The organism is Terasakiella sp. 4MB5A (assembly GCF_050058155.1).
GTDB lineage: Bacteria > Pseudomonadota > Alphaproteobacteria > Rhodospirillales > Terasakiellaceae > Terasakiella > Terasakiella halodenitrificans.
Map to the genome: position 1 here is coordinate 1309619 of NZ_CP188815.1, position 23228 is coordinate 1332846.

Here is a 23228-nt window from a genome sequence, read left to right on the forward strand (position 1 = left end):
TATCTTTTTCTTAGATCGATTGACAATCATTTGAGAATGGCTTTATACATAAAGTTGTGTGTCTTGCGGTCTGCGGGCGCATTCAGGCGTGTCATAATAATAAATCGGCGGAGGCAGCGAAGAATATGTCAAAATACAATGGTCCCTTGAGCATGGGGAAAAAGCCTTTAGCCGTGGCGCTGGAACAGCGTTTCATGTTTGACGCAGCCGGTGTTGCCACCGGCGCGGAAGTCGCAGAACAAAATGCAATGGATGCAGAGGCCAAGGCGGTTCAATCTTCGCATAACAATGACACAACGGGTGCAACAGAAATTTATTTCATCGATTCGAATGTTGCTGATTATGACCAGTTGATTGCTGGTTTGGGTGCCGGTGCAGAATATGTTGTTTTGAATGGCGATGAAAATGGGTTGGATCAAATGGCAACGGCGTTGTCTGGTCGTTCCAACCTTTCGGCTGTTCATGTGATTTCGCACGGGGGGCAGGGTGAAGTTCTGCTGGGGACAAGTTCTTTGAGTAGTGCGACGATTGAGCAAAACCGCGATGCACTGGAAATTATCGGACAATCCTTAAGCGATGATGGCGATATTTTACTTTATGGCTGTAACATTGGAACCGGGACCGCAGGTGCGACGTTTATCGGCAGTTTAGCGGATATTACAGGCGCAGATGTTGCGGCATCTGATGACGCAACCGGGGCAAGTGGCGATTGGGCACTGGAAGCCAAAACGGGTCAGATCGAAACCACACTGGGTATTTCGTTAAACGCACAAGAAAATTACCAACATGATCTGGCAACATTCGATTTTACAAATGCCGTAGATAATGGGTCAAATGTTACCTCAACAGTCAGTGGGATAACCGTTACCATAACGTCTAGTGAAGGGGTGAATGTCAGCTTTCTCGATGGTGGTGGTTTTGGGGGGTCTTCGGGCAATGCTGCTGTTGCTGATTTTAATCAACAAACCGCAACCAGTATGACGTTTACTTTTAGTGCAGCTGTGAATTTAACAAGCTTGCGGGCGATTGATACTTTTCAGGCAACAACGACCAACTGGACTTTTACGCCTAACACAGGCAGTGCCGTAACGACGAGTGTGGATCATAATGCTGGTACAACGGTTGATTTAAGTTCATTGACGGGGATTACTTCTTTTACCATTACCAGTACTTCACCGGTTTCATATGGTGTGGACACCATTGTATTTACAGCGGCACCGACAGATCCCACGATTACCTCTGCGACTTATGATGCTTCCGCAGGCTCTTTGGTTGTCACAGGAACGAATTTCACGGCAACAGGTGGTGCTACAAACGATGTGATTGCCAATAAAATCACCCTGACCGGAGAAGGCGGGGCAACTTATACGTTGACTGATACGGCGAATGTTGAAATCGGTTCTGCAACACAATTTACACTCACCTTATCTGCAACAGATAAAGCTGCACTTAATCAAATTATGAACAAAAATGGGACCGCCTCCACCAGTGCCACGACGTATGATGTGGATGGCGCTGCAGGCTTTATTGCGGCGAAAGCCGCGGTTTCAGACACCGGGGTGAACGGTGTAACTGTCTCTAATGTCGCGCCCCCGACAATAACATCGGCGACCTATGATTATAACACGAATGTATTGACGGTCACGGGGACGAATTTTCTCAAGAAAAGTGGTGCCTCCAACGATATTGATATTTCCAAGCTGACCTTCACGGGTGAAGGGGGCGCGACGTATACGCTGACCTCGGCTTCTGATGTGGAAATTACCAATGGGACGACGTTCTCGTTGACGCTTTCCGGTGCAGATATCCAAAATGTCGAGGCCTTGTTAAACAAAGACGGGACAACCTCGGCAACAGCGGGCACAACGTTTAACCTCGCAGGTGCTGAAGATTGGGCTGTTGGTGCGGATGCTGCGGTTAATGTGGCGGATACGACGGGCAACGGCATTACGGTTTCGAATTATGCTGTTCCGACTGTGACAAGCGCGACCTTTAATTATGCAACAGGTGTTTTGACCGTAACAGGCACGAACTTCGTTTCAAAATCCGGTGCGAGTAACGATATTGATATTTCCAAACTTGCCTTTACGGGTGAAGGGGGGGCGCAATATCAACTGACCAGTGCCTCTGACGTCGAAATTACATCAGCGACCAGTTATACTGTCACGCTGTCCGGTACAGATTTGAATCAGGTGCGCGCTTTGCTGAACAAAGATGGCACAACTTCGGCAACGGCCGGAACAACATTTAGTTTGGCATCTGCCGAAGATTGGATGGCAGGTTCACCGGCGGGAAATAATGTGGCGGATGCCGCCGCGACTATAACGGTTTCCAACTATGCGAATCCAACCCTTACGTCTGCGACTTATGATTATAACAGCAATACATTGGTGGTTACGGGAACGAATTTTGTTCCGGCAAGTGGTGCCAATAATGATATTGATATTTCCAAGCTGACCTTCACGGGTGAGGGGGGGCGACGTATACGTTGACATCGGCTTCTGATGTGGAAATTACCTCTGCAACCAGCTTTACGATTACGCTCAGCGGTGCGGATCTGGTCAATGTCGAAAGTATTTTGAACAAAGACGGCACCACATCGGCAACAGCAGGAACGACTTATAACTTAGCCGCTGCGGATAACTGGATGGCGGGTGCGCCGGCAACACCGGATATATCCGATGCAACAAACGGCATTACGGTTTCCAATTTCGCAAGCCCGGTGATTGCATCGGCGACCTATGATTGGTCAACGAGTGTTCTTACCTTGACAGGAACAAACTTTGTTGGGGCGGCTGGTGCCAATAACGATATAGATGTGACCAAGTTGACGATCACCGGGGAAGGTGGCGCGACATATACGCTGACCAGTTCCAATGTGGATGTCAGCTCAGCCACAACGGCAAGTGTGACGTTAAATGCGGCAGATAAACTGGCCATTCATGGGTTGTTGAACAAAAACGGCACGTCTTCGGATGGCGCGACGACCTATAATGTGGCGGCGGCTGATAATTGGGCAGCAGGTGCGCCGGCTGCAAATAACATTGCAGATGCGACAACAGGCATTACAGTGTCGAATTATGCGGCCCCGACCATTACGTCAGCGACTTATGATTACAACAGCAATACATTGGTTGTGACGGGGACGAACTTCGTTTCCAAATCCGGTGCCAATAACGATATTGATATTTCCATGTTGACCTTTACAGGCGAAGGCGGGGCGACTTATACGCTGACTTCGGCCTCTGATGTGGAAGTGACCAACGCCACGACCTTTAGCGTGACGCTGAGCGGTGCCGATATCATCGGTGTTGAAAATCTGCTGAATAAGAATGGCACGACCTCGGCAACGGCGGGGACGACCTACAACATTGCGGTGGCGGATAATTGGCTGGCAGGTGGTCCTGCATCCAGTGATCTTGCGGATGCAACAGGCAACGGGGTGACGGTTTCCAATTATGCGGTTCCGGCGATTACGTCGGCGACTTATGATTGGTCCAACGGGCAGCTTGTGCTGACGGGGACGAACTTTGTTTCACAGGCGGGCGCGACCAACGATATAGATGTGACCAAGTTGACGATCACCGGGGAAGGTGGCGCGACTTATACGCTGACGTCCAGCAATGTGGATATTACATCGGCAACGTCTGCGACGGTGACGTTAAACGCGGCGGATAAACTGGCTGTTCATGGCTTGTTGAACAAAAATGGTACGAGTTCTGATGGGGCGACGACCTATAATGTGGCGGCGGCCGAAGACTGGGCGGCCGGTGCACCTGCGGGCAATACGGTTGCAGATGCGACAACAGGCATTACAGTTTCCAATTATGCGGCCCCGACAGTTACGTCTGCGACTTATGATTCCGATACAGGTGTATTAACGGTGACGGGAACAAACTTCGTTTCAAAAACCGGGGCCAATAACGATATTGATATTTCTACGTTGACCTTTACCGGGGGAACGGGGAATGCGACCTATACTTTGACCAGTGCATCTGATGTTGAAATTACATCTGCAACATCCTTCAGTGTTACGCTAAGTGGGGCAGATAAGACGGGTGTGGATGCTTTGTTGGATCAAATCGGAACATCTTCATCAGGTGGGTCGACTTATAACATTGCGGCAGCGGACAATTGGTTGGCCGGTGGCCCGGCATCAAGCGATATTGCGGATGCTGCTGGAAATGCGGTGACTGTTTCTATTGCACCGAAAGTGACCTCTGCGACCTATGATGCCTCTACCGGGGCTTTGGTGGTTACAGGTACGAATATACAGGCGAATGGTGGGGGGGCTGATATTGATGCCTCCAAACTGACTATTACCGGGGAAGGCGGGGCAACCTATACCCTGACGGATACGGCGGATGTGGAACGGACGTCGGCGACCTCCTTTACCCTGACGTTAAGTGCGACGGATAAAGCCGCACTGAACCAGATCATGAATAAAAACGGCACGTCTTCGACCGGGGCCACGACTTATAACGTGGCACTCGCCGATGATTGGAACACAAATGTCACGGCTGGTAATACGGCAGATCTAACCGGGAATGCAGTAACGGTTTCTAACGTGGCTGTGCCGACTATTACGTCTGCGACTTATGACATTGCAACCAATCAGTTGGTGGTGACGGGAACGAACTTCCTGAAACGAAGCGGTGCAACAAACGATATTGATGTCAGCAAGTTGACCATTACAGGTGAAGGCGGGGCGACTTATACGCTGACCTCGGCCTCTGATGTTGAAATCACCAATGGCACGACTTTCACCATTACCTTGTCGGCCATTGATGCCGCCGGGGTGGAGAATTTGACATCTAAGAATGGGACATCGGCCGATAGTGGAACGACTTACAATCTGGCGGCGGCCGAAGATTGGGCCGTTGGTGCAGATAGCGCGGTTGCCGTTGCGGATTTAACTGGCAATGGTATTACGGTTTCCAATTATACAGCGCCGACCCTTACGTCTGCGACCTATGATTATAACAGCAATACATTGGTGGTGACAGGGACGAACTTCGTTTCCAAATCTGGTGCGACCAACGATATTGATATTTCCAAGCTGACCTTCACGGGTGAAGGGGGCGCGACGTATACGTTGACATCGGCTTCTGATGTGGAAATTACCTCTGCAACCAGCTTTACGATTACGCTCAGCGGTGCGGATCTGGTCAATGTCGAAAGTATTTTGAACAAAGACGGCACCACATCGGCAACAGCAGGAACGACTTATAACTTAGCCGCTGCGGATAACTGGATGGCGGGTGCGCCGGCAACACCGGATATATCCGATGCAACAAACGGCATTACGGTTTCCAATTTCGCAAGCCCGGTGATTGCATCGGCGACCTATGATTGGTCAACGAGTGTTCTTACCTTGACAGGAACAAACTTTGTTGGGGCGGCTGGTGCCAATAACGATATAGATGTGACCAAGTTGACGATCACCGGGGAAGGTGGCGCGACATATACGCTGACCAGTTCCAATGTGGATGTCAGCTCAGCCACAACGGCAAGTGTGACGTTAAATGCGGCAGATAAACTGGCCATTCATGGGTTGTTGAACAAAAACGGCACGTCTTCGGATGGCGCGACGACCTATAATGTGGCGGCGGCTGATAATTGGGCAGCAGGTGCGCCGGCTGCAAATAACATTGCAGATGCGACAACAGGCATTACAGTGTCGAATTATGCGGCCCCGACCATTACGTCAGCGACTTATGATTACAACAGCAATACATTGGTTGTGACGGGGACGAACTTCGTTTCCAAATCCGGTGCCAATAACGATATTGATATTTCCATGTTGACCTTTACAGGCGAAGGCGGTGCGACTTATACGCTGACTTCGGCCTCTGATGTGGAAGTGACCAACGCCACGACCTTTAGCGTGACGCTGAGCGGTGCCGATATCATCGGTGTTGAAAATCTGCTGAATAAGAATGGCACGACCTCGGCAACATCTGGCACGACCTACAACATTGCGGTGGCGGATAATTGGCTGGCAGGTGGTCCTGCATCCAGTGATCTTGCGGATGCAACAGGCAACGGGGTGACGGTTTCCAATTATGCGGTTCCGGCGATTACGTCGGCGACTTATGATTGGTCCAACGGGCAGCTTGTGCTGACGGGGACGAACTTTGTTTCACAGGCGGGCGCGACCAACGATATAGATGTGACCAAGTTGACGATCACCGGGGAAGGTGGCGCGACTTATACGCTGACGTCCAGCAATGTGGATATTACATCGGCAACGTCTGCGACGGTGACGTTAAACGCGGCGGATAAACTGGCTGTTCATGGCTTGTTGAACAAAAATGGTACGAGTTCTGATGGGGCGACGACCTATAATGTGGCGGCGGCTGATAATTGGGCAGCAGGTGCGCCAGTTGCTAATGATGTTGCTGATGCGACAACCGGCATTACAGTTTCCAATTATGCGGCCCCGACTGTTACGTCTGCGACTTATAATTCCGATACAGGTGTTTTGACCGTAACGGGGACAAATTTCGTTTCAAAAACCGGGGCCAATAACGACATTGATATTTCTACGTTGACCTTTACCGGGGGAACGGGGAATGCGACCTATACTTTGACCAGTGCATCTGATGTTGAAATTACATCTGCAACATCCTTCAGTGTTACGCTAAGTGGGGCAGATAAAACAGGTGTGGATGCTTTGTTGGATCAAGCAGGTACTAGTTCTGCAGGTGGATCAACTTACAATATCGGTTTGGCGGATAACTGGTTGGCTGGTGGTCCGGCATCAAACAATATTGCGGATGTTGCCGGTAATGCGGTGACCGTTTCGATAAATCCGAAAGTGACCTCTGCGACCTATGATGCCGCAACAGGAAGTCTGGTGGTTACAGGCAGTGGTATTCAGGCGAAAACCGGGGCGGCAAATGATATTAGCGCGAATACAATCACGATTACCGGGGAAGGCGGGGCAACCTATACCCTGACGGATACGGCGGATGTGGAACGGACGTCGGCGACCTCCTTTACCCTGACGTTAAGTGCGACGGATAAAGCCGCACTGAACCAGATCATGAATAAAAACGGCACGTCTTCGACCGGGGCCACGACTTATAATGTGGCCTTTGCCGATGATTGGAATGCAAACGTTACAGCTGGGAATACGGCAGATCTAACCGGGAATGCGGTAACGGTTTCTAACGTGGCTGTGCCGACGATTACGTCTGCGACTTATGACATTGCAACCAATCAGTTGGTGGTGACGGGAACGAACTTCCTGAAACGCAGCGGTGCAACAAACGATATTGATGTCAGCAAGTTGACCATTACAGGTGAAGGCGGGGCAACTTATACGCTGACCTCGGCCTCTGATGTTGAAATCACCAATGGCACGACTTTCACCATTACCTTGTCGGCAACCGATGCGGCTGGGGTAGAGGCTTTGACATCCAAGAACGGAACGTCAGCTGCCAGCGGGGCAACTTATAATCTGGGGGCAGCAGAAGATTGGGCCGTTGGTGCGGATAGCGCGGTGACGACTGTTGATGCGACAAGCGGAATAACCGTTTCCGGCTATAATCCACCGGTGATTACGTCTGCGACTTATGATTATGCTACAGGGACATTGACCCTGACGGGAACGAACTTTGTTTCAAAAACTGGTGCAGCAAATGATGTTGATGTGTCCTTGTTGAGTTTGACCGGACAAGGCAATACACCTTATACGCTGACGGACAGTGCGGATGTGGAAATTACATCAGCGACCAGCGCAGTTGTCACTTTAAGCACAACTGACAGGCTGGCTGTAAACGGTTTGCTGAATAAGGACGGCACGACATCGGCAACCGGAGCGACGACGTTTAATCTTGCTGCTGCAGATAATTGGATGACCGGTGCATTTGCAAGCGTGGATATTGTCGATGCGACAAACGGTGTTACAGTATCTAATTATACGGCGCCTGCGATTACATCTGCAACGTATGACATCACGACGAAAACATTGGTGGTGAGCGGAACCAATTTTGTGAATAAAACAGGGGCTGCAAATGATGTCGATATTTCGCAGTTAACATTGACGGGTAAGGGAGGTGCAGGCAGTTCCTATACCTTGACCTCAGCCACAGATGTTGAAATTACTTCAGCCACGGAATTCACCATTGTTTTGAATGCGACGGATGCTGCTGGTGTCGCTGCGTTACTGGATGCAAATGGAACAACAGCGACGGATGGAGCAACATATAATTTAGCGGCTGCGGGCAGTTGGCTTGCACAGGTTCCCGTTGATATTTCAGATAGCACCGGAAATAGCATTACTGTTTCCAACGTACCGCCGCGTTCTTCTGGTCTGAATGTCAGTCAAATTGGCGGTGATGAAGGATCATCTGAGGGGTCATCTGGTAACGAGGGGAATGGCAATGGTAATGAAGGTAATGGATCAGGCGATACTGGTGCGGGAAATGTGAATACTCCGGCTGGTGAAGTTAACTTTGGTAACAGCGGCGACCGGACAACATGGAACGAGGTCGTCAATCGCGGTGGATCAAGTTCGTCTGTCATTGATGATCCAAGTGCCGGTGTTGAAGGGATGACCATTGTACGTAATGCGGTGACCGGAAATGATGCGGCTTTAAATAGCTTCTATGGTACAGGTCGTGTATCTTCTGCCAATAATGGTGGCGGAACAGGTGGTCGTGCTGCAGGAGGAGCAGGTAGTCTTGGTAGTGCTAATCCTGGATTATCCGGTTTGGCCGGTTCCGGTGGGGGCTTGAATGGCTTAGCCAACGGTGGCGGCGGCCTTGGCGGTGGTTTCGGTGCTGGCCTTGGTGGCGGATTTGGTGGTTCTGCTGGGGGTGATGCTGGCTTCGGCGGTGTTGGCGATTTAGGTGCCCCTGGGAATAGCGCGCCTGCCGGGGGCGGCCAGCCTTCAGGGGATGATGAAGTTGCACCCGGCGGGGAACAAGCTTCACGGACACCACAAGGTGGTCGGGTGAATTTCTCGGCTCAGTTGGCAAATGCTGCTGGCGAAAAAGATCTTAAAGTTGTAAAAGCGCTTTTGGAAGCGGTTTAATCTGAATAACGATTGTGCAAAATAATTTGATTGAAGGAATAGTCCTGTGAATGGCGTTCAAATGGGGTCTCTTGAGGGGAAGCAAAAAGTGAAAAAGTTTAATAAGGTATTTTCCAGCACATTGTTAATGTCCAGTGCGTTGGTGTTGGCGGGGTGTTCTGTCACGCCGGAACCGTTAACAATGGAAGACCATCTTCAACGGATTGAACGGGATTCCAAGGCTTTATTTGCCAATCAGGAAAAGATTGAGGCTCCAATTACGCTTTATGATGCGATGGCACGGGCGCTGAAGTACAATTTGGACCAACGCTTAAAACTAATGGAAACAGTCTTAAGCCGTAAAAATTTGACAATGGCTAATTTCAGCCTTCTGCCTCAAATGACGCTCGAAGCGGGTTATACGGGTCGCAATAACCACATGGGATCTAATAGCCAGTCGTTGACCACCGGGCAGGAATCGCTTGAAAGTTCGACATCTTCTGATCGGGAAGTCAAATCGGCGAGCTTGGGCTTTACCTGGAATGTTCTTGATTTCGGGTTGAGCTATGTTCGGGCACAACAATTATCTGACCGTGTTTTGATTTCTGAAGAACGTCGCCGCAAAGTTGTCCATAATATCATTCAGGATGTTCGGGCCGCCTTTTGGGATGCGGCATCTGCACAGCGTTTGCTGGACCGTATTTCGCCTTTAACACAAACGGTACAAAAAGCATTACAAGATGCGAAGAAAGCCGAACGGAGTGGTCAGGAAACGCCATTAGCGGCCTTGCGTTATCAGCGTGAGTTGCTGGATAGCTTACGTCAGTTGAAAATCATGCGTCGGGAACTTCATACGGCGAAAACGCGCTTAAGTACCTTGATGAACCTGAAACCGGGAACCGACTTTAAACTGGATACAGGTAATGTTGGCTTTGATGTCCCAGAACTTCAGCTTCAAGATGTTGAACGTCTTGAAAAAATTGCCTTGTTACATCGCCCGGAATTACGTGAAGAAGCCTATCAAGCACGTATCAGCCATAATGATGTTCGTCGGGCTTATCTGCGTATGCTGCCGGGGTTGGAATTGAACACGGCCTGGAACTTTGACAGCAATTCTTATGCGTGGGAGCAAACATGGTGGTCATGGGGTACATCCATTAATAAAAACCTGTTTGAAGTTTTCACAGGGCCAGAAGCCATCGAACAAGCGGAAGGTCAGGTTGATGTTGTTGACTATCGCCGTTATGCCCTGAGTATGGCGGTGATGAGTCAGGTTCACGTTGCTTTGGCGGGATATGTACAGTCGGTTGATGAATTCAAAACCGTCTCAGATCTGTATCGTGTTGAAGACAGTATCAAAGGTAAAATTCAGGCGAACGTTCGTGCGGGCAGTGCGGGTAATCGTGATTCTATTCGGGCTGAATTGCAGGCGGTTTTATCTGAACTCCGCCGGGATTTGGCTTTTACCGAGATGCGCAATTCGGTTGGGCGTTTGTATTTGACCTTAGGTGCGGATCCTTTGCCAGAGACCATTCAAGATACGGATATCAAAACGTTGGCAGGGGCGCTTAAGAAAATCAATGAAGATTGGTATAGCGGCCGTATTGCTGTCAGTGATGGATCGGATGTTGAAAAGGCGAAAGAAGCGGCTGAAAATGAAACCAAAGAACAGGTTGAACAGGTGAAGAAATCTGATCAGGATGAAGGCGGTTTCTTTAATTCGTTGGTTTCCTGGTTTGCCGGATAAGCAAGCATGAACTTGTCGAAGTTTTTATGCCTTTATGTCTTTTGGACGGGGGTGGTGTTTTTAAACGCCGCCCCCGTTTACGCGCAGGAAATGTTGCAGGCCCGTGCTCTTTTACAGGCTGTGCATCAGGTTAAAATTTCCAGTGAAATTCAGGCGAAAATTAATCATTTGGATTTGTTAGAAGGCGACCGTTTCAAAAAAGGTGATGTCCTGATTGGTTTTGAATGCAGTTTGCTCAAGGCGCACGTCAAGGTAAAGCAGGCTATTTTAAAGGGCGAACAGAAGACATTAGCGAATAAAAAGCAATTGATGACATTGCAATCGGTCGGTGAACTGGAAGTCGCCCTTGCCAGTGCAGCCGTGGAAAAAGCGCAAGGTGAGTTGGAAATTGTGCGCTATGCAACACGACAATGCGAAATCACTGCACCGTTTAATGGTCGTGTCGTAAAAAAAAATGTGAACCCGTTTGAGACAGTTGCGCCCGGTGATATTTTGTTGGAGATATTGGACGATAATACGCTGGAAATTGCCTTGGTTGTGCCGTCCAATTGGTTGTCCTGGTTAAAGCCGGGAACGTCGTTTCAATTGAAAATAGATGAAACCGGAGAGAAAATTCCGGCAAAGATCGTTCGCACAGGGGCATGGATTGATCCTGTGAGCCAGTCTATCAGTGTTTTTGGTGAGATTAATAATGTTGAGACGACCAAAAATTTACTTGCGGGTATGAGCGGAAGCGCTGTCTTTGAAAATACAGGCACGACGACACAATGACGAATGCGACGGGTAGTTTTCAAAATACCTTAATGACCTTGTTTCAATTGGAACGAGAGTTACGACAGGCACAACAAATATCCGAGCTGTTTTATGTTTTGGTCAACCGGGTACGTAGCTTAAGCCCGTTTGATAGTGGCGTTGTCTTTTCAATTGATGCTGGAAAAGCGCGTGCAGAAATGGTTTCCGATGTGGCGGTTCTGGATCGAAATGCGCCCTTTATCAATTGGATGGAACGCATTGCAACGATGTGCGCCCAAAAAGACGATGCGGCGATCCCTCATGTTCTGGATCTGAATGCCTTAGGCGTTGAGCAGGATGAAGATAGACAGGAATGGGGACATCCTCAAAATGTTTGGTTCCCTTTGCGCGCGGGTGATGGTCGTTTAATCGGGGCATTATGGTATATGCGTACAGAGCCATTTGTTGAGAATGAATTGGCTTTGTTGGAAAAACTCTCTGATGTTGCCGCTCATGCTTGGAATGCGTTGATCCCCAAATCTATGTTTTCATGGCGACGCCTAAAAGATAAAAAAATTGTGACAGCCATCGCTGTATTTTTAATTGCGGTCCAATTTATTCCAATTTCACAATCCGTTTTGGCCCCGGCAGAAGTTGTGGCACGCGCCCCTTCTGTTGTCAGTGCGCCGATCAACGGCGTGTTGAAAGAAGTGCTGGTCAACCCGAATGCAGAGGTGAACGAAAACCAGCTTTTGGTGCGTTATGATGCGACGGAATTTCAAGGGCGTTTGGATATTGCACAAGAAGAGTTGCTGGTGGCACAAAGTGAGTTATTAAGTGCGCAACAGGCCGCTTTTGGCGATATGCGGGTAAAAGGGGAACTGGCTGTTTTACGATCCCGTTTGCAATTGCGTGAAGCCGAACGTAATTATGCCCGTACACAAATGGAAAAAATCAAAATTCGCAGCCCGCGTAACGGTGTTGCGGTTTTTCGTGATGTCGCTGATCTGGAAGGCATTCCTGTAAAAACGGGGGAACGTTTGATGCAGATTGCCGATGCGCGCGATACGCAGTTACGCATTGAATTGCCGGTCGGGGATGCGCTTTACTTTGACAGTGGGGCAGAAGTTCGTTTGTTTCTGGATAAAGCGCCGCTACATCCACTGAATGCCAAGTTGCTGCGTTCCAGCTATGAAGCGGCCCCGACACCATCAGGTGTTTTGAGCTATCGTCTGGTTGCAGCTTTTGAAGAAACAGATAAACCGAGATTGGGATTGCGCGGTACAGCCAAAATTATGGGTGAAGATGTCCCGCTTTTTGTCTATTTATTCCGTCGCCCAATGGCAAAAATGCGTCAGTATTTTGGTCTTTAGGGGGCAAACATGCTGGAGCAGGCATTAGATAAACTGCCATCATTGCGTGAAGATTTAAGCCTTTTCCCCGGCCCTGTGATGAGCGACGGTTCCCCCAGTTGGACTATCCATGATCCTGTGCGTAACCGTTATCATCGGATCGGGCAAGAAGCGTTTGATATGCTCAGTTATTGGCATTTGGGCAGCGCGAAACAATTAATCGAACATCTATCTCGAATGAAGGGAGTTTATTCACCCACACAGGATGAGGTGGAATGGATGGCGCATTTTCTTCATAGCAACATGCTGGTGCAACGCCAAAGCGTTGAAGATGTTGCCGGACTAGGACGTATTGCACAAATGAGCAAGTCCAGTTTGCATCGTCAACTTTTGCATAATTATTTGTTTTTCCGTATTCCTTTGGTGCGCCCACAACGTTTCTTAAAAGCGACACGACCATTTGTAGATAAAATATTTTCAAAAGGTTTTTTGCTTCTGGTGTTGGTGTTGGGTGTTGTTGGCGGATACTTGGTAACCCGCCAATGGGATGGGTTCTTAACGACTTTTATGCATTTCTTCACTTGGGAAGGGATGTTCTTTTACGGCCTCGCTCTTTTGTTTGCTAAAATTCTGCACGAGTTGGGACATGCTTATACGGCACAGCGTGCGGGTTGTCGGGTACCCAGTATGGGGGTTGCTTTTTTGGTCATGTGGCCGGTGCTTTATACGGATACGACGGATGCATGGCGCCTGACAGATAAGAAAAAACGCTTGCAGATTGGGGCCGCAGGTATGTTGGCGGAACTGGGATTGGCGTTGATTGCGACCTTCGTGTGGAATTTTTTGCCCGAAGGGCCGTTAAAAAGTGCTGCCTTTTTGATTGCGACAGTGACATGGTTGATGACTTTGGCGATTAACCTGAACCCTTTTATGCGTTTTGACGGATATTATTTGTTATCGGATTGGTTGGAGGTTGAAAACCTACAAGACCGGGCATTTGCACGCGGTAAATGGTGGTTACGGGAAAAATTGTTTGGTCTTGGTGATCCGCCACCTGAACCTTTTGGCGAACCGTTAGGAAAGGGGTTGCTGGTTTATGCCTTTGGGACATGGATTTACCGCTTCTTCCTGTTTTTAGGGATTGCGGTTTTGGTCTATGCTTATTTTTTCAAGGTCTTGGGCATATTCTTGTTTTTGGTTGAAATTCTGTGGTTTATTGGTTTGCCCATTTGGCGTGAACTTCAGGCATGGTGGAAAAGAAAAAACGATATGAAATGGAATATTCAAAGCCTGCGCACGATGGGTATTTTGGGTGTTGTTGCAATTGCTCTGTTTTTTCCGTGGCAAGGATCCGTTCACTTGCCTGCCATTGTAGATGCGCAAAATTCGGCTCGGGTCTTTGCGCCGTTTAGTGCGCGTTTGGAAACAATCCGGGTCAAACCAGGGCAGGCGGTCAAGCAAGGTGATGTGCTGTTTACCCTGGTATCGGATGAGTTAGATTTTCAAATTGATCAAACCCAGCACAAAATAGATCTGCGCAAAGAATTGGTGAAGCGCGAAGCTGCAGGCGGGGCGGAACGCCAACGGATCCGTATTTTACGCCAAGATCTGGAAAGTGAACAAACACGACTGGAAAGCCTGATAAAAGGTCAAGACCTGTTGACCATCCGCAGCGAAATAGACGGCAGGATAACCGATTTTGATGAACAGTTGTCGGCCGGCATGTGGGTTAATCAAGATCATATTCTGGCGCGTGTTGTGTCATTGAAACAGGCACGCATGATTGCTTATGTGAACGAAGTCCAGGTTGATCGATTGATCAAGGGGGAAGAAGCCACCTTTTTCCCCGATAATTTACAAGGGGCAAAGATCAAAGGCGTTCTACAATCTGTTGCAAGCGTAAATACGGCTTATATAGATCAGGCCTATTTGGCATCGGTTTTTGGTGGGGATATTGCCGTTGAACCGGATCGCCAAAAAAGACTGGTGCCTATGCAAGGGACATATCGTGTGACCTTTGATGTGGCAGAGGATACACCAGCCCCTTCGCATGTGATGCGCGGATCAATTAAGGTGCCGTCCCACCGTGAAAGTCTGTTTGGTGCGATTGCGCGCTCTGTTTGGGCGGTTCTTATCCGCGAAAGTGCCTTTTAATAAATCCTGAGCTAATTTTTGCAATGGTTTTATGTTCAATCAATCAGTCATTGCACAATTTTGCCAAAATCCATTTTTACCACACGGTCGGCACAATCGAAATATCGGTCATCGTGACTGATGATAATCAAGGTTTTGCCTTTGGCCTTTAAGTCTGGCAGTAATGTTTTATAGAAATAATCTTTAAAATGTGGGTCTTGGTCAGCGGCCCATTCATCAAAAATGAAAATGGGTTTATCTTCCAGTAATGTGACGATCAGGCCAAGTCGTTTACGTTGACCTTGTGATAATTTTACGGCACTGAAACGCCCGTCAATACAGCTTGTTTTTTCGCTGAGTTCCATTTGATCAATTAAGGCGTTGACCTGTTCATCATCTATTGCATCAATCCCGTAAAGGTGATCAAATAAATGATAATCGGCAAAAACACCGCTGAACAATTGCCGATAGGATGAAACCCTATTTGTGCCAATCAATCGACCATCGACCAGAATTTTCCCGGCGCTGCGTTTGTATAGGCCGGTTAAGACTTTTAACAATGTGGTTTTCCCACTGCCGTTTCCGCCCACGATAAATAATATTTCACCACGATGCAGGCTCAGGTCAATTTCACCGATCTGAAATGGTTTTTCTTCATATGGGGTTTGTGGAAATCGGAAAAGAAGATTCTGAAATTCGATTTTTTCAAATGTTGAATAATCGATATGAACTTGATCAGTGCTTTTTTCACGCATCATGCCTTCCAGTTCCGCTTCCATACGGTACAGGTTTGAAATAGCCATATTGGCGCGTGATAGTTCAGGAAAAGCAGACAAGCACATCAACAGCGGGGCCACCATGAAAAGGGTGGCGATTGTGACACTCATCGCTGTTTCTTTTTGGAGGTCGGCATAACCGGGCAAGATAAAAACGATAACACCGATCAGAAGATAGAAATAGGTCTGCGTATAGACCATGTGCCCGGAAAAAAGCTTACCGGCCTGTAAGTTCAACAGTTTTAATCGGCGGACAACGCCGCTGTAGGTACGAAAAACAGCTTTGTTTTTACGGGCGTGGAGTTTCAATTCCTTAAAACCGTTCAATATATGACCAAGGGTGCGAAAAAAAGCGGCATCTTCACGCATCAAACGATGGAGCAATGCATCGGCATCTTTGCGGATTGTCATATAGGTGACACCACCAAGGATAAAGGCACAAAGCATAATGAAGAGGGCAGGAACGGAATTCAATCCCACATAAATCATACAGAAAAACACAATGACACTGGATTGAAAGGCGTTGACCAAGGCATTAACGGATTGGGAAAGGGTGGAAACTTCTTGTGTCAGCAAACTGTAGATATTGGCGCGCTCAACCTGTTCAAAGGCGACAAGGTCGGCCCGGCGTAATTTGGTGATGACGCGTTTTCGTATGGAATTGATCATTTCTTCCATCGTCGTCATCGAAGTCAGCAGCGTGTATTTTTTGGTATAATAGTAAAGCGCCATTGTTGTTAGAATCAACAAAATGGCATGTAAATCGGGACCGTCTTTACCGGCAGAAGAGATATTGCTGAACGCGCTGAGCAAAATGGCGTTGATCAATCCCCCTAACGTTGCCATGACAAGTAAGGGAACGGGGGATTTCCGCATTTCTTTGGTTAAAAAGGAAAACAGGTTCATGGCTGATTATCCTCTACAATGCGGCCCTGTTCTAGTTTTATGATATGATCGCAGCAAGAAAAATATCGGTCGTCATGGGTGACCACCACAATGGTTTTGCCTTGTGCGCGCAATTCGGGCAAAAACTCTTCATAAAAATATTGTCGAAAGATGGGATCAAAACCGGCGGCGGGTTCATCTAACAAGTAGATGGGGCGGTCTTCCAACAGGGCTGCAATGATGGCAAGACGCTTGCGTTGCCCAAAGGATAGCCGGGTTGTGCTGAAACTGTTTTGAGCAAAGGTTGTTTTGTCCTGTAGAGCGAGTTTTTTCAGCAGATCATTGACCTTTGTCGCTTTAATATCTTGCAGACCGTAAAATTTATCAAAGAGATGATAATCGGCGAAAACAGCGCTGAATGTTTCGCGAAAAGCTGTTCGTTCAGTCAATGTGATTTCGATATCATCAAGAAGGAGGCGGCCTGCACTTTGAGGATAAAGGCTGCAAATCACTTTCATCAATGTTGTTTTACCACTGCCATTGCCCCCGCAAATAAAAATAATTTGCCCACAATTCAGTTGTAAATCTAAGGGCCCGATGGAGAAAAGAGGCGTGCCGTCTTCTTCCCGGTGGCTATATTCAACTCGTTCCAGTCGGAAGTTGTGTTGCGCGCCAAGAACGGGCATGGATTGGGCAGGTGATGGGGATGTATCTTCAATTTGTGCCAGTTTGGTTTCCAACATGCGGATATGGCTGGTGGCAGCGGCGACTTTAAAATAATCAGGGATCGCGGCAACTACGTTTTCCAGGGATGTCCAGAAAAAGAGAATGGCCACAATAAGTTGGGGAACGGTTTCTTGTGGGGTGAGTTTAAAATAAGGAAAGACAATAACCAAAAGTGCAATCAAGCCATACATATAAGCTTGGGAGAACATGACCGTGTCGGTCAATTTGGAACTGGTGGCTACTTTCAGGGCGGTTGTATCGTCTGATAAACGGTCAAAATCATTAAAAATATGGCGACTTTTGCGACGGCATAGAACCAGTTCCTTAAACCCATCCAGAATATGATTGAGAAGGGCGAAAAACTGATTTTCTTTTTTTGCAGCTTCATAGAGGTCGGGTTGAAGTTCGCTATCCTTAAACTGGTAAACACCAACACCAAAGACAATAAACGCCAAAATTGCCAGAAGGGAAGGAAGGGAAAGCCAACCGATATAGCCAATGCAGGCGATAATAATGACCACGGATTGTGAGGCATTGATTAAGGAAAGACTGGCGTTAGAAATCATTGTGGTTTGCTGCGTAAGCGCAACATAGAAGTTTTCTTTACCCATTGATTCAAATGCGATGAGGCTGGATTTGCGAATTTTATCGGCAATACGGATGCGAACACCGCGCAGGATATTTTGGACAATAGATTGCGTACGGTCGAGGGAAATCTTTTTGCTGTAGGATGAAACCAGCAAGGCAATAGAAAAGAGAAGAAAGCCGCGCAAGTTCATCTCGCCGGACTGCACTTCTCCTGCCGCTTTGTTCAAAATGGCCAGCATGGCAGAACTGGATAGACCGGAAATAATGCCCAGAATTGCAATTCGTTTAAAAGAGGCATGGGTTTCTTGGCGCAGGAGATTGAATATCATTGCTTCTAAATCGGGTTTAGTGTGTTACTGATTATCTTGCTCGTATAGGTGTATTGACACCTTCGCGAAAACCACTCTAAAATGCAACTAATAAAAAATTAATAGATTAAAATTCACCAATAAGTAGTAATAAGAGCATTATTCATGTCCATGACATCGACGAACGGCCTGCGACCTTTTGTTCGCAAGCATGAAAATCAATCCACTTCGAATAAATGGGTTATGCAATTTCAAGCCCATCATGCAACGGCAGAAAAAGTGATTTGTTTACCCCATGCAGGGTGCGGGGCAGCGGCATTTAAAACATTGACGGGGAATTTTTTTCACAATCGAGATATGGTCGTGGTGCAATACCCGGGGCGTGAAACCCGCATGAGAGAACCGTTTGTGCGAGATATGCACGACTTGGTTGACGAGATTATACGGGCGTTGATCCCGCATATGACAGGGCCTTATATCCTGTTTGGTCATAGTATGGGGTCCAAGGTTGTTTATGAAGTGGTGCAACGTCTTCAAGCCCAAAAAGACCGCTTACCTGAAAAGATGGTGGTATCGTGCAGTCCAGCCCCTCATTGCCCATCCGGTTTGAATAATGCCTTTCAGGAAAGTGATGATTTGTTTTTGCAATATCTGAAACGCCTTGGCGGTGTGCCGGATGAATTACTGGCAATCCCGGATTTGCTGGAGATGGTTTTGCCGATTTTACGTGCGGATTTTGAATTGCTGTATCGTTATCAGGCCCCGGCCAATGCTGAAAAGATTAATTGCGCACTTTCGGCCATTGGCAGTGCGCAAGATGTTTCAGTGACAGTTCAGGATGTGGCCCATTGGCAGGACCTTTGTGCGGGACAGTTTAATTTGATCCCGGTTGAAGGCGGGCATTTTTATTTTCCGAATTTGAATGTCGGAATAGATGACCTCATCCCATGATGACATCGGGGGATGTACATGTTTGGGTTTTCCCCTTGATGCAACTGTCCGGGCAGGTCAACGAGCTTGCCTTGTGCTTGAGTGCACCGGAACGCATCCGTAGCGAGCGGTTTTATTTTGATCATTTAAAACGGCGCTTTATTGTGCGCCATGCATTTCTTCGACACACTATTGCAAGATACCTTTCTTTGTCTGCACCGGAAGTAAAATTTGATCAGAATGCATATGGAAAACCCAGATTATCGGAGAGGGATAATCACGCTGATTTGCGGTTCAACCTGTCCTCCAGTGGGGAATGGGGCGTACTTGCCTGTATGTATGGGCATGATCTTGGCATCGACGTAGAAGAACAACGTTTTATGGTGGAACGAGACCAGCTTGTTAGTGATTTCTTTTCTGAACAAGAAGTCATGCAATGGAAAAAATTGTCTGATCGTCGAAAAGATGAGGCATTTTTTATCGGCTGGACACGCAAGGAAGCTTATATCAAAGCCCTTGGGCTTGGGCTTTTCCTTGATCTTAAAAGTTTTAGCGTGTCATTTGATGAACATGAGGACCACCTGTTATCGGGTAATGAGGATAAGTGGCGGCTGGTTCATTTTTTAGCCGCCCCCCATTATCGGGCCTGTGTTGCCTGTCCTGAAGAAGCGAAATCGCTATCCTTTTTCCATATCTCTGAAGTGTGTGGTGATCACATGTTCAAGAATATCCAGCCCTTTGACAAGGTCGTCTTCTTCGATCGTTAGGGGGGGCATAATCTTTATAATCTGGCTTTTGGGACCACAGGTTTCTAAAATAACGCCTTGGGCGAACATGTCATTTTGAATGCCCTGGGCCAACAGGGGATCATGAACATCGACACCTTTCATCAGGCCTAGCCCTTTGACACAAAGGCCGTGTTGGGGATGTGCTTGGGCGATATGATCCAGCTTGTCTCGCATGATCTGGATATTGTTTTCCAAGTGATTGATGAATGTTGCATCGTTCCAAAAATCAAGTGCGTGGCGCGCGCTGATGAAAGCAAGGTTATTGCCGCGAAAGGTGCCGCTGTGTTCCCCCGGGTTTTGTGTATCAACATCCGGCTTAATCAGGACCATCGCCATTGGTAATCCAAATCCGCCAATAGATTTGGAAAGACAAACCAAATCAGGTTCGATATTGGCGCGTTCAAAACTGAAAAAGGAACCGGTGCGACCACAACCGGTTTGCACTTCATCCACAATCAACAGAATATTTTCGCGTTTGGCAAAATCGGACAAGTCACGTAACCATTGGCGTGATGCGACATTTAGACCGCCTTCGCCCTGCACGGTTTCCAATATGATGGCGGCTGGCTTGTCAATACCGCCGGCCGGGTCGCTGATCATCTTGTCGAGATAGGCAACCGTGTTGACCCCTTCGCCGAAATAATCGCAATAAGGCATACGAACCGTATCGGACAGGCCCGTACCGCCTGATTTACGGTCCCCACAATTGGCGGTCAGGGCAAGGGAGCCAAGGGTCATACCGTGAAAGCCGTTGGTGAAGGCAACAACATTGGATCGTCCTGTGGCTTTGCGTGCGACTTTTAAGGCGGCTTCAATAGCGTTTGTGCCGGTCGGTCCGGTGAATTGAATTTTATATTTCAACCCCCGTGGCATGAGAATTTGGCGTTGAAACGTTTCCAAAAAATCGGCCTTGGCGGATGTATGCATATCAAGCGAGGTCGTCACGCCATCATTTTGTAAATAATCGATTAAAACCGATTTTAAAACCGGGTGGTTATGACCGTAATTAAGCGCCCCGGCGCAGGAGAGAAAATCAATATAGGATTTCCCTGTATCATCCCAAAGCGTTGCGTTACGGGCTTTGGTAAAGTTTACCGGAAACTTGCGACAATAGGTCCGCACCGAAGATTCCAGCTCTTCAAAAATATTAAGAGAAGATAGGTCAGAAGGTTCCGTTATTGTCTTGCTGGTAATATGTGTCATCTCATCCACCACGGGCTAATTGTTACCATGTATTGGGATTTACACATACATATTTAAAGTTGTCAAATATATAAAATACACTTTAAATAATATGTTTTAATAATTTTTTAGGGTATAAATAAATTTATTCATCTAAAAAGTGTTGTGTGTTTTGTGGTACTGGATTGGCAAATGAGAATTAAATCATTGAAATTTTTGGGCTTTGTTTCAAGTTGTGCGTTTTTGTCCGCTTGTGGTTCGCTAGATCAATTCTCTCGTGATTTTGATGAGAGAGAACGCCCTTCCATACATGTATCCGGGGATCGTTTAAGAGATCCTTTTGTGCGCGAAGGGGTGAAAGCTCTGGAACAACAGGATTATGTAGAAGCCGTAAAATCGTTTAACCGGGCCTTAAAATTTGAACCAAGTAATTCCCGCCTGCATTTTTTAGCTGCCTTGAGTTATCATTTACAGGCTGAACAAGGAGACAGCAGCCAGCTTTCCATGGCAAAAGTTGGGTATGATTTAGCCTTGCGACATGATCCCGCAAATTTCTGGGCGGCTTCTCAGTTGGGGCATATCGCTTTTGCAGAAGGCGATTATGAAGGGGCACAAAATGCCTTTGCTTACGCTTTGATTTATGCACCAGATAAAACGGATTTCTGGCATGGATTGGCGGTGTCGTCTTATGGGGCGCATGATTTGGAAACCGCCCTGCATGCGGTTCAATATCTTGATGGAAATACAAACCTAGACCTGAACCAACTTGATGATCTGGCAATGATTGAAGCTGCCGCTGGGCGATTTGCAGAGGCTGATAAATATTATGCAACTTATATGGCGCAAGCGGAAAGCGTATCAAGTTTTCGAACAAGTTTGCTGACAAATCGTTTGGCGGCATGGAAGAACCTTCATCAAAATGGGTTCGAGTTCGCCCAAAATGAAATTATCCCGGATACTCAAGAAGAAATCTCCACCGCGACAACAACAAGTAAAACAACTTCTAAGGTGAGTGATATCTCTGTACGTGAGGGAAAAGAGATGACCTTGGTTGATGTGGTGATTATTCGTTCAGAAGAACGTCATAGCACATCCAAGGGGGTGAATTTGCTCAATGGATTATCCTCAACGTTATCCGGGACGTTATGGAGTATGAACGATACCCGCACCGTTAATAAATATGGGGCTAACAGCGCAACGACGACTTACACCATTAATCCGTCCTTTTCCTTGTCGGCGACTTATTCGTTAAATATCTTCAACGATAATTATGATCGTAACGAGGTTTTAGCCCGTCCTACTTTGGTTGCCTTGGATAATACAACATCCGAATTTTTTACGGGCTCTGTTTTTCATGTGGAACTGCCCGGTGCCGCAGGCAGTGTCGGTGCGGTTGAAAAAGTTCCGGTCGGTGTTCGTTTGGAAGTGACTCCTAAATTTTTAAATACACAAGAGATTCAGCTGAAAGTGGCTGCGGGCCGTGCGTTTATCGAAGGGCAATCAGCCAATGCTGGGTTTAATAATTTTACGCAAGTGACGCAAAATTCTGTTTCTGCCAATGTGGTGATGAAGTTTGGTGATACCTTGGTTTTAAGTGGCTTAAGCGAGAAGGAAACCCAAAATTTACGTGATGGCGTTCCTTTGTTGCAAGATATCCCGGTGGTGCAATATCTATTTTCAAATGAAAACACGTTAGATTATACAAAGTCTGTGATTGTTTTAATTACGCCACGTAAACCTCATTTTACGCAACAAGTTTCTGATAGTGATATTGGGCAAACGAATGATCCCGAGCTGGCCTTGGAACAACATTTTCTGAAGAGTTTAAAAGAAAACATGGACTGGGTCCGGCCTGCGGATAATCTGGCGGCAGTGTTTCATCATCTTAAATCCAGCAAGCTATTTAATGCGTTTCGGCGCGGTGATGTCACGTTAGAAGACTGGTACAGTCCGCAACGTCTGGACCGCATGATGAAAGAAACTCTCGGTTTTCTGTATTTCTAAGAAATATCGTTATTGTTTTTCAAATTGGTAATGACAACATAAAGAATCGAAAACA

The 23228-nt window shown here is 47.3% G+C and carries 12 protein-coding genes; 9 read left to right on the forward strand and 3 right to left on the reverse strand.

The genetic code is table 11. The features are described 5' to 3' along the window. The first annotated feature begins 125 nt into the window (after positions 1-125). The 6 genes from ACI0FF_RS06255 (at position 126) to ACI0FF_RS06280 (ending at position 15007) form a co-directional block, all read left to right on the forward strand. Positions 126-2492, forward strand: a complete 2367-nt coding sequence (locus tag ACI0FF_RS06255) for a DUF4347 domain-containing protein (protein ID WP_419799262.1) — start codon at positions 126-128, stop codon at positions 2490-2492. Continuing rightward, positions 2489-9043 carry a hypothetical protein gene (locus ACI0FF_RS06260; RefSeq protein WP_419799263.1) on the forward strand — a complete coding sequence of 2185 codons (6555 nt, stop codon included), beginning with the start codon at positions 2489-2491 and terminating at the stop codon, positions 9041-9043. Before ACI0FF_RS06255 ends, ACI0FF_RS06260 begins: the two co-directional genes overlap by 4 nt. Positions 9044-9131: 88 nt before the next feature. After that, a complete protein-coding gene (locus tag ACI0FF_RS06265) occupies positions 9132-10769 on the forward strand; it encodes a TolC family protein (RefSeq protein WP_419799264.1) in 1638 nt (545 codons plus the stop codon). A gap of 6 nt (positions 10770-10775) precedes the next feature. Further along, positions 10776-11540, forward strand: a complete 765-nt coding sequence (locus ACI0FF_RS06270) for an efflux RND transporter periplasmic adaptor subunit (protein ID WP_419799265.1) — start codon at positions 10776-10778, stop codon at positions 11538-11540. Then, positions 11537-12874, forward strand: a complete 1338-nt coding sequence (locus tag ACI0FF_RS06275; RefSeq protein ID WP_419799266.1) for an efflux RND transporter periplasmic adaptor subunit — start codon at positions 11537-11539, stop codon at positions 12872-12874. Before ACI0FF_RS06270 ends, ACI0FF_RS06275 begins: the two co-directional genes overlap by 4 nt. Positions 12875-12883: 9 nt before the next feature. Next, on the forward strand, positions 12884-15007 hold the full coding sequence (locus tag ACI0FF_RS06280) for an HlyD family efflux transporter periplasmic adaptor subunit (RefSeq protein WP_419799267.1): 2124 nt from the start codon (positions 12884-12886) through the stop codon (positions 15005-15007). Positions 15008-15054: 47 nt separating this feature from the next. Here the strand turns inward: ACI0FF_RS06280 and ACI0FF_RS06285 are convergent, their stop codons facing one another. Beyond that, complete coding sequence (locus ACI0FF_RS06285; protein WP_419799268.1) at positions 15055-16668, reverse strand: cyclic peptide export ABC transporter; 1614 nt, start codon at positions 16666-16668, stop codon at positions 15055-15057. Further along, positions 16665-18290: a cyclic peptide export ABC transporter gene (locus ACI0FF_RS06290; RefSeq protein WP_419799269.1), complete on the reverse strand. Its 1626-nt coding sequence runs from the start codon at positions 18288-18290 to the stop codon at positions 16665-16667. Before ACI0FF_RS06290 ends, ACI0FF_RS06285 begins: the two co-directional genes overlap by 4 nt. A gap of 144 nt (positions 18291-18434) precedes the next feature. On the opposite strand from ACI0FF_RS06290, the gene ACI0FF_RS06295 reads away from it, so the two are divergent. Then, a complete protein-coding gene (locus tag ACI0FF_RS06295; protein ID WP_419799270.1) occupies positions 18435-19220 on the forward strand; it encodes a thioesterase II family protein in 786 nt (261 codons plus the stop codon). Further along, positions 19217-19966, forward strand: a complete 750-nt coding sequence (locus ACI0FF_RS06300; protein ID WP_419799271.1) for a 4'-phosphopantetheinyl transferase family protein — start codon at positions 19217-19219, stop codon at positions 19964-19966. The genes ACI0FF_RS06295 and ACI0FF_RS06300 overlap by 4 nt, the downstream gene beginning before the upstream one ends. Here the strand turns inward: ACI0FF_RS06300 and ectB are convergent. Further along, entirely contained in the window at positions 19877-21190 is a 1314-nt protein-coding gene (gene ectB, locus ACI0FF_RS06305) for a diaminobutyrate--2-oxoglutarate transaminase (RefSeq protein WP_419799272.1), read from the reverse strand. The genes ACI0FF_RS06300 and ectB overlap by 90 nt on opposite strands. Before the next feature lie 171 nt (positions 21191-21361). Here ectB and ACI0FF_RS06310 point away from each other — a divergent pair, with 171 nt between their 5' ends. Continuing rightward, positions 21362-23173 (forward strand): hypothetical protein, encoded by a 1812-nt coding sequence (locus ACI0FF_RS06310; protein ID WP_419799273.1) that lies wholly within the window; start codon positions 21362-21364, stop codon positions 23171-23173. Positions 23174-23228 lie beyond the last annotated feature (55 nt).

Bases quoted from the DNA above. Each gene is read 5' to 3' on its own strand.
- ACI0FF_RS06275 (WP_419799266.1), top strand. From the start codon at position 11,537: ATGACGAATGCGACGGGTAGTTTTCAAAATACCTTAATGACCTTGTTT.
- ACI0FF_RS06285 (WP_419799268.1), bottom strand. From the start codon at position 16,668: ATGAACCTGTTTTCCTTTTTAACCAAAGAAATGCGGAAATCCCCCGTT.
- ACI0FF_RS06310 (WP_419799273.1), top strand. From the start codon at position 21,362: ATGAGAATTAAATCATTGAAATTTTTGGGCTTTGTTTCAAGTTGTGCG.
- ACI0FF_RS06270 (WP_419799265.1), top strand. From the start codon at position 10,776: ATGAACTTGTCGAAGTTTTTATGCCTTTATGTCTTTTGGACGGGGGTG.
- ACI0FF_RS06255 (WP_419799262.1), top strand. From the start codon at position 126: ATGTCAAAATACAATGGTCCCTTGAGCATGGGGAAAAAGCCTTTAGCC.
- ACI0FF_RS06290 (WP_419799269.1), bottom strand. From the start codon at position 18,290: ATGATATTCAATCTCCTGCGCCAAGAAACCCATGCCTCTTTTAAACGA.
- ectB (WP_419799272.1), bottom strand. From the start codon at position 21,190: ATGACACATATTACCAGCAAGACAATAACGGAACCTTCTGACCTATCT.
- ACI0FF_RS06295 (WP_419799270.1), top strand. From the start codon at position 18,435: ATGTCCATGACATCGACGAACGGCCTGCGACCTTTTGTTCGCAAGCAT.
- ACI0FF_RS06280 (WP_419799267.1), top strand. From the start codon at position 12,884: ATGCTGGAGCAGGCATTAGATAAACTGCCATCATTGCGTGAAGATTTA.
- ACI0FF_RS06300 (WP_419799271.1), top strand. From the start codon at position 19,217: ATGATGACATCGGGGGATGTACATGTTTGGGTTTTCCCCTTGATGCAA.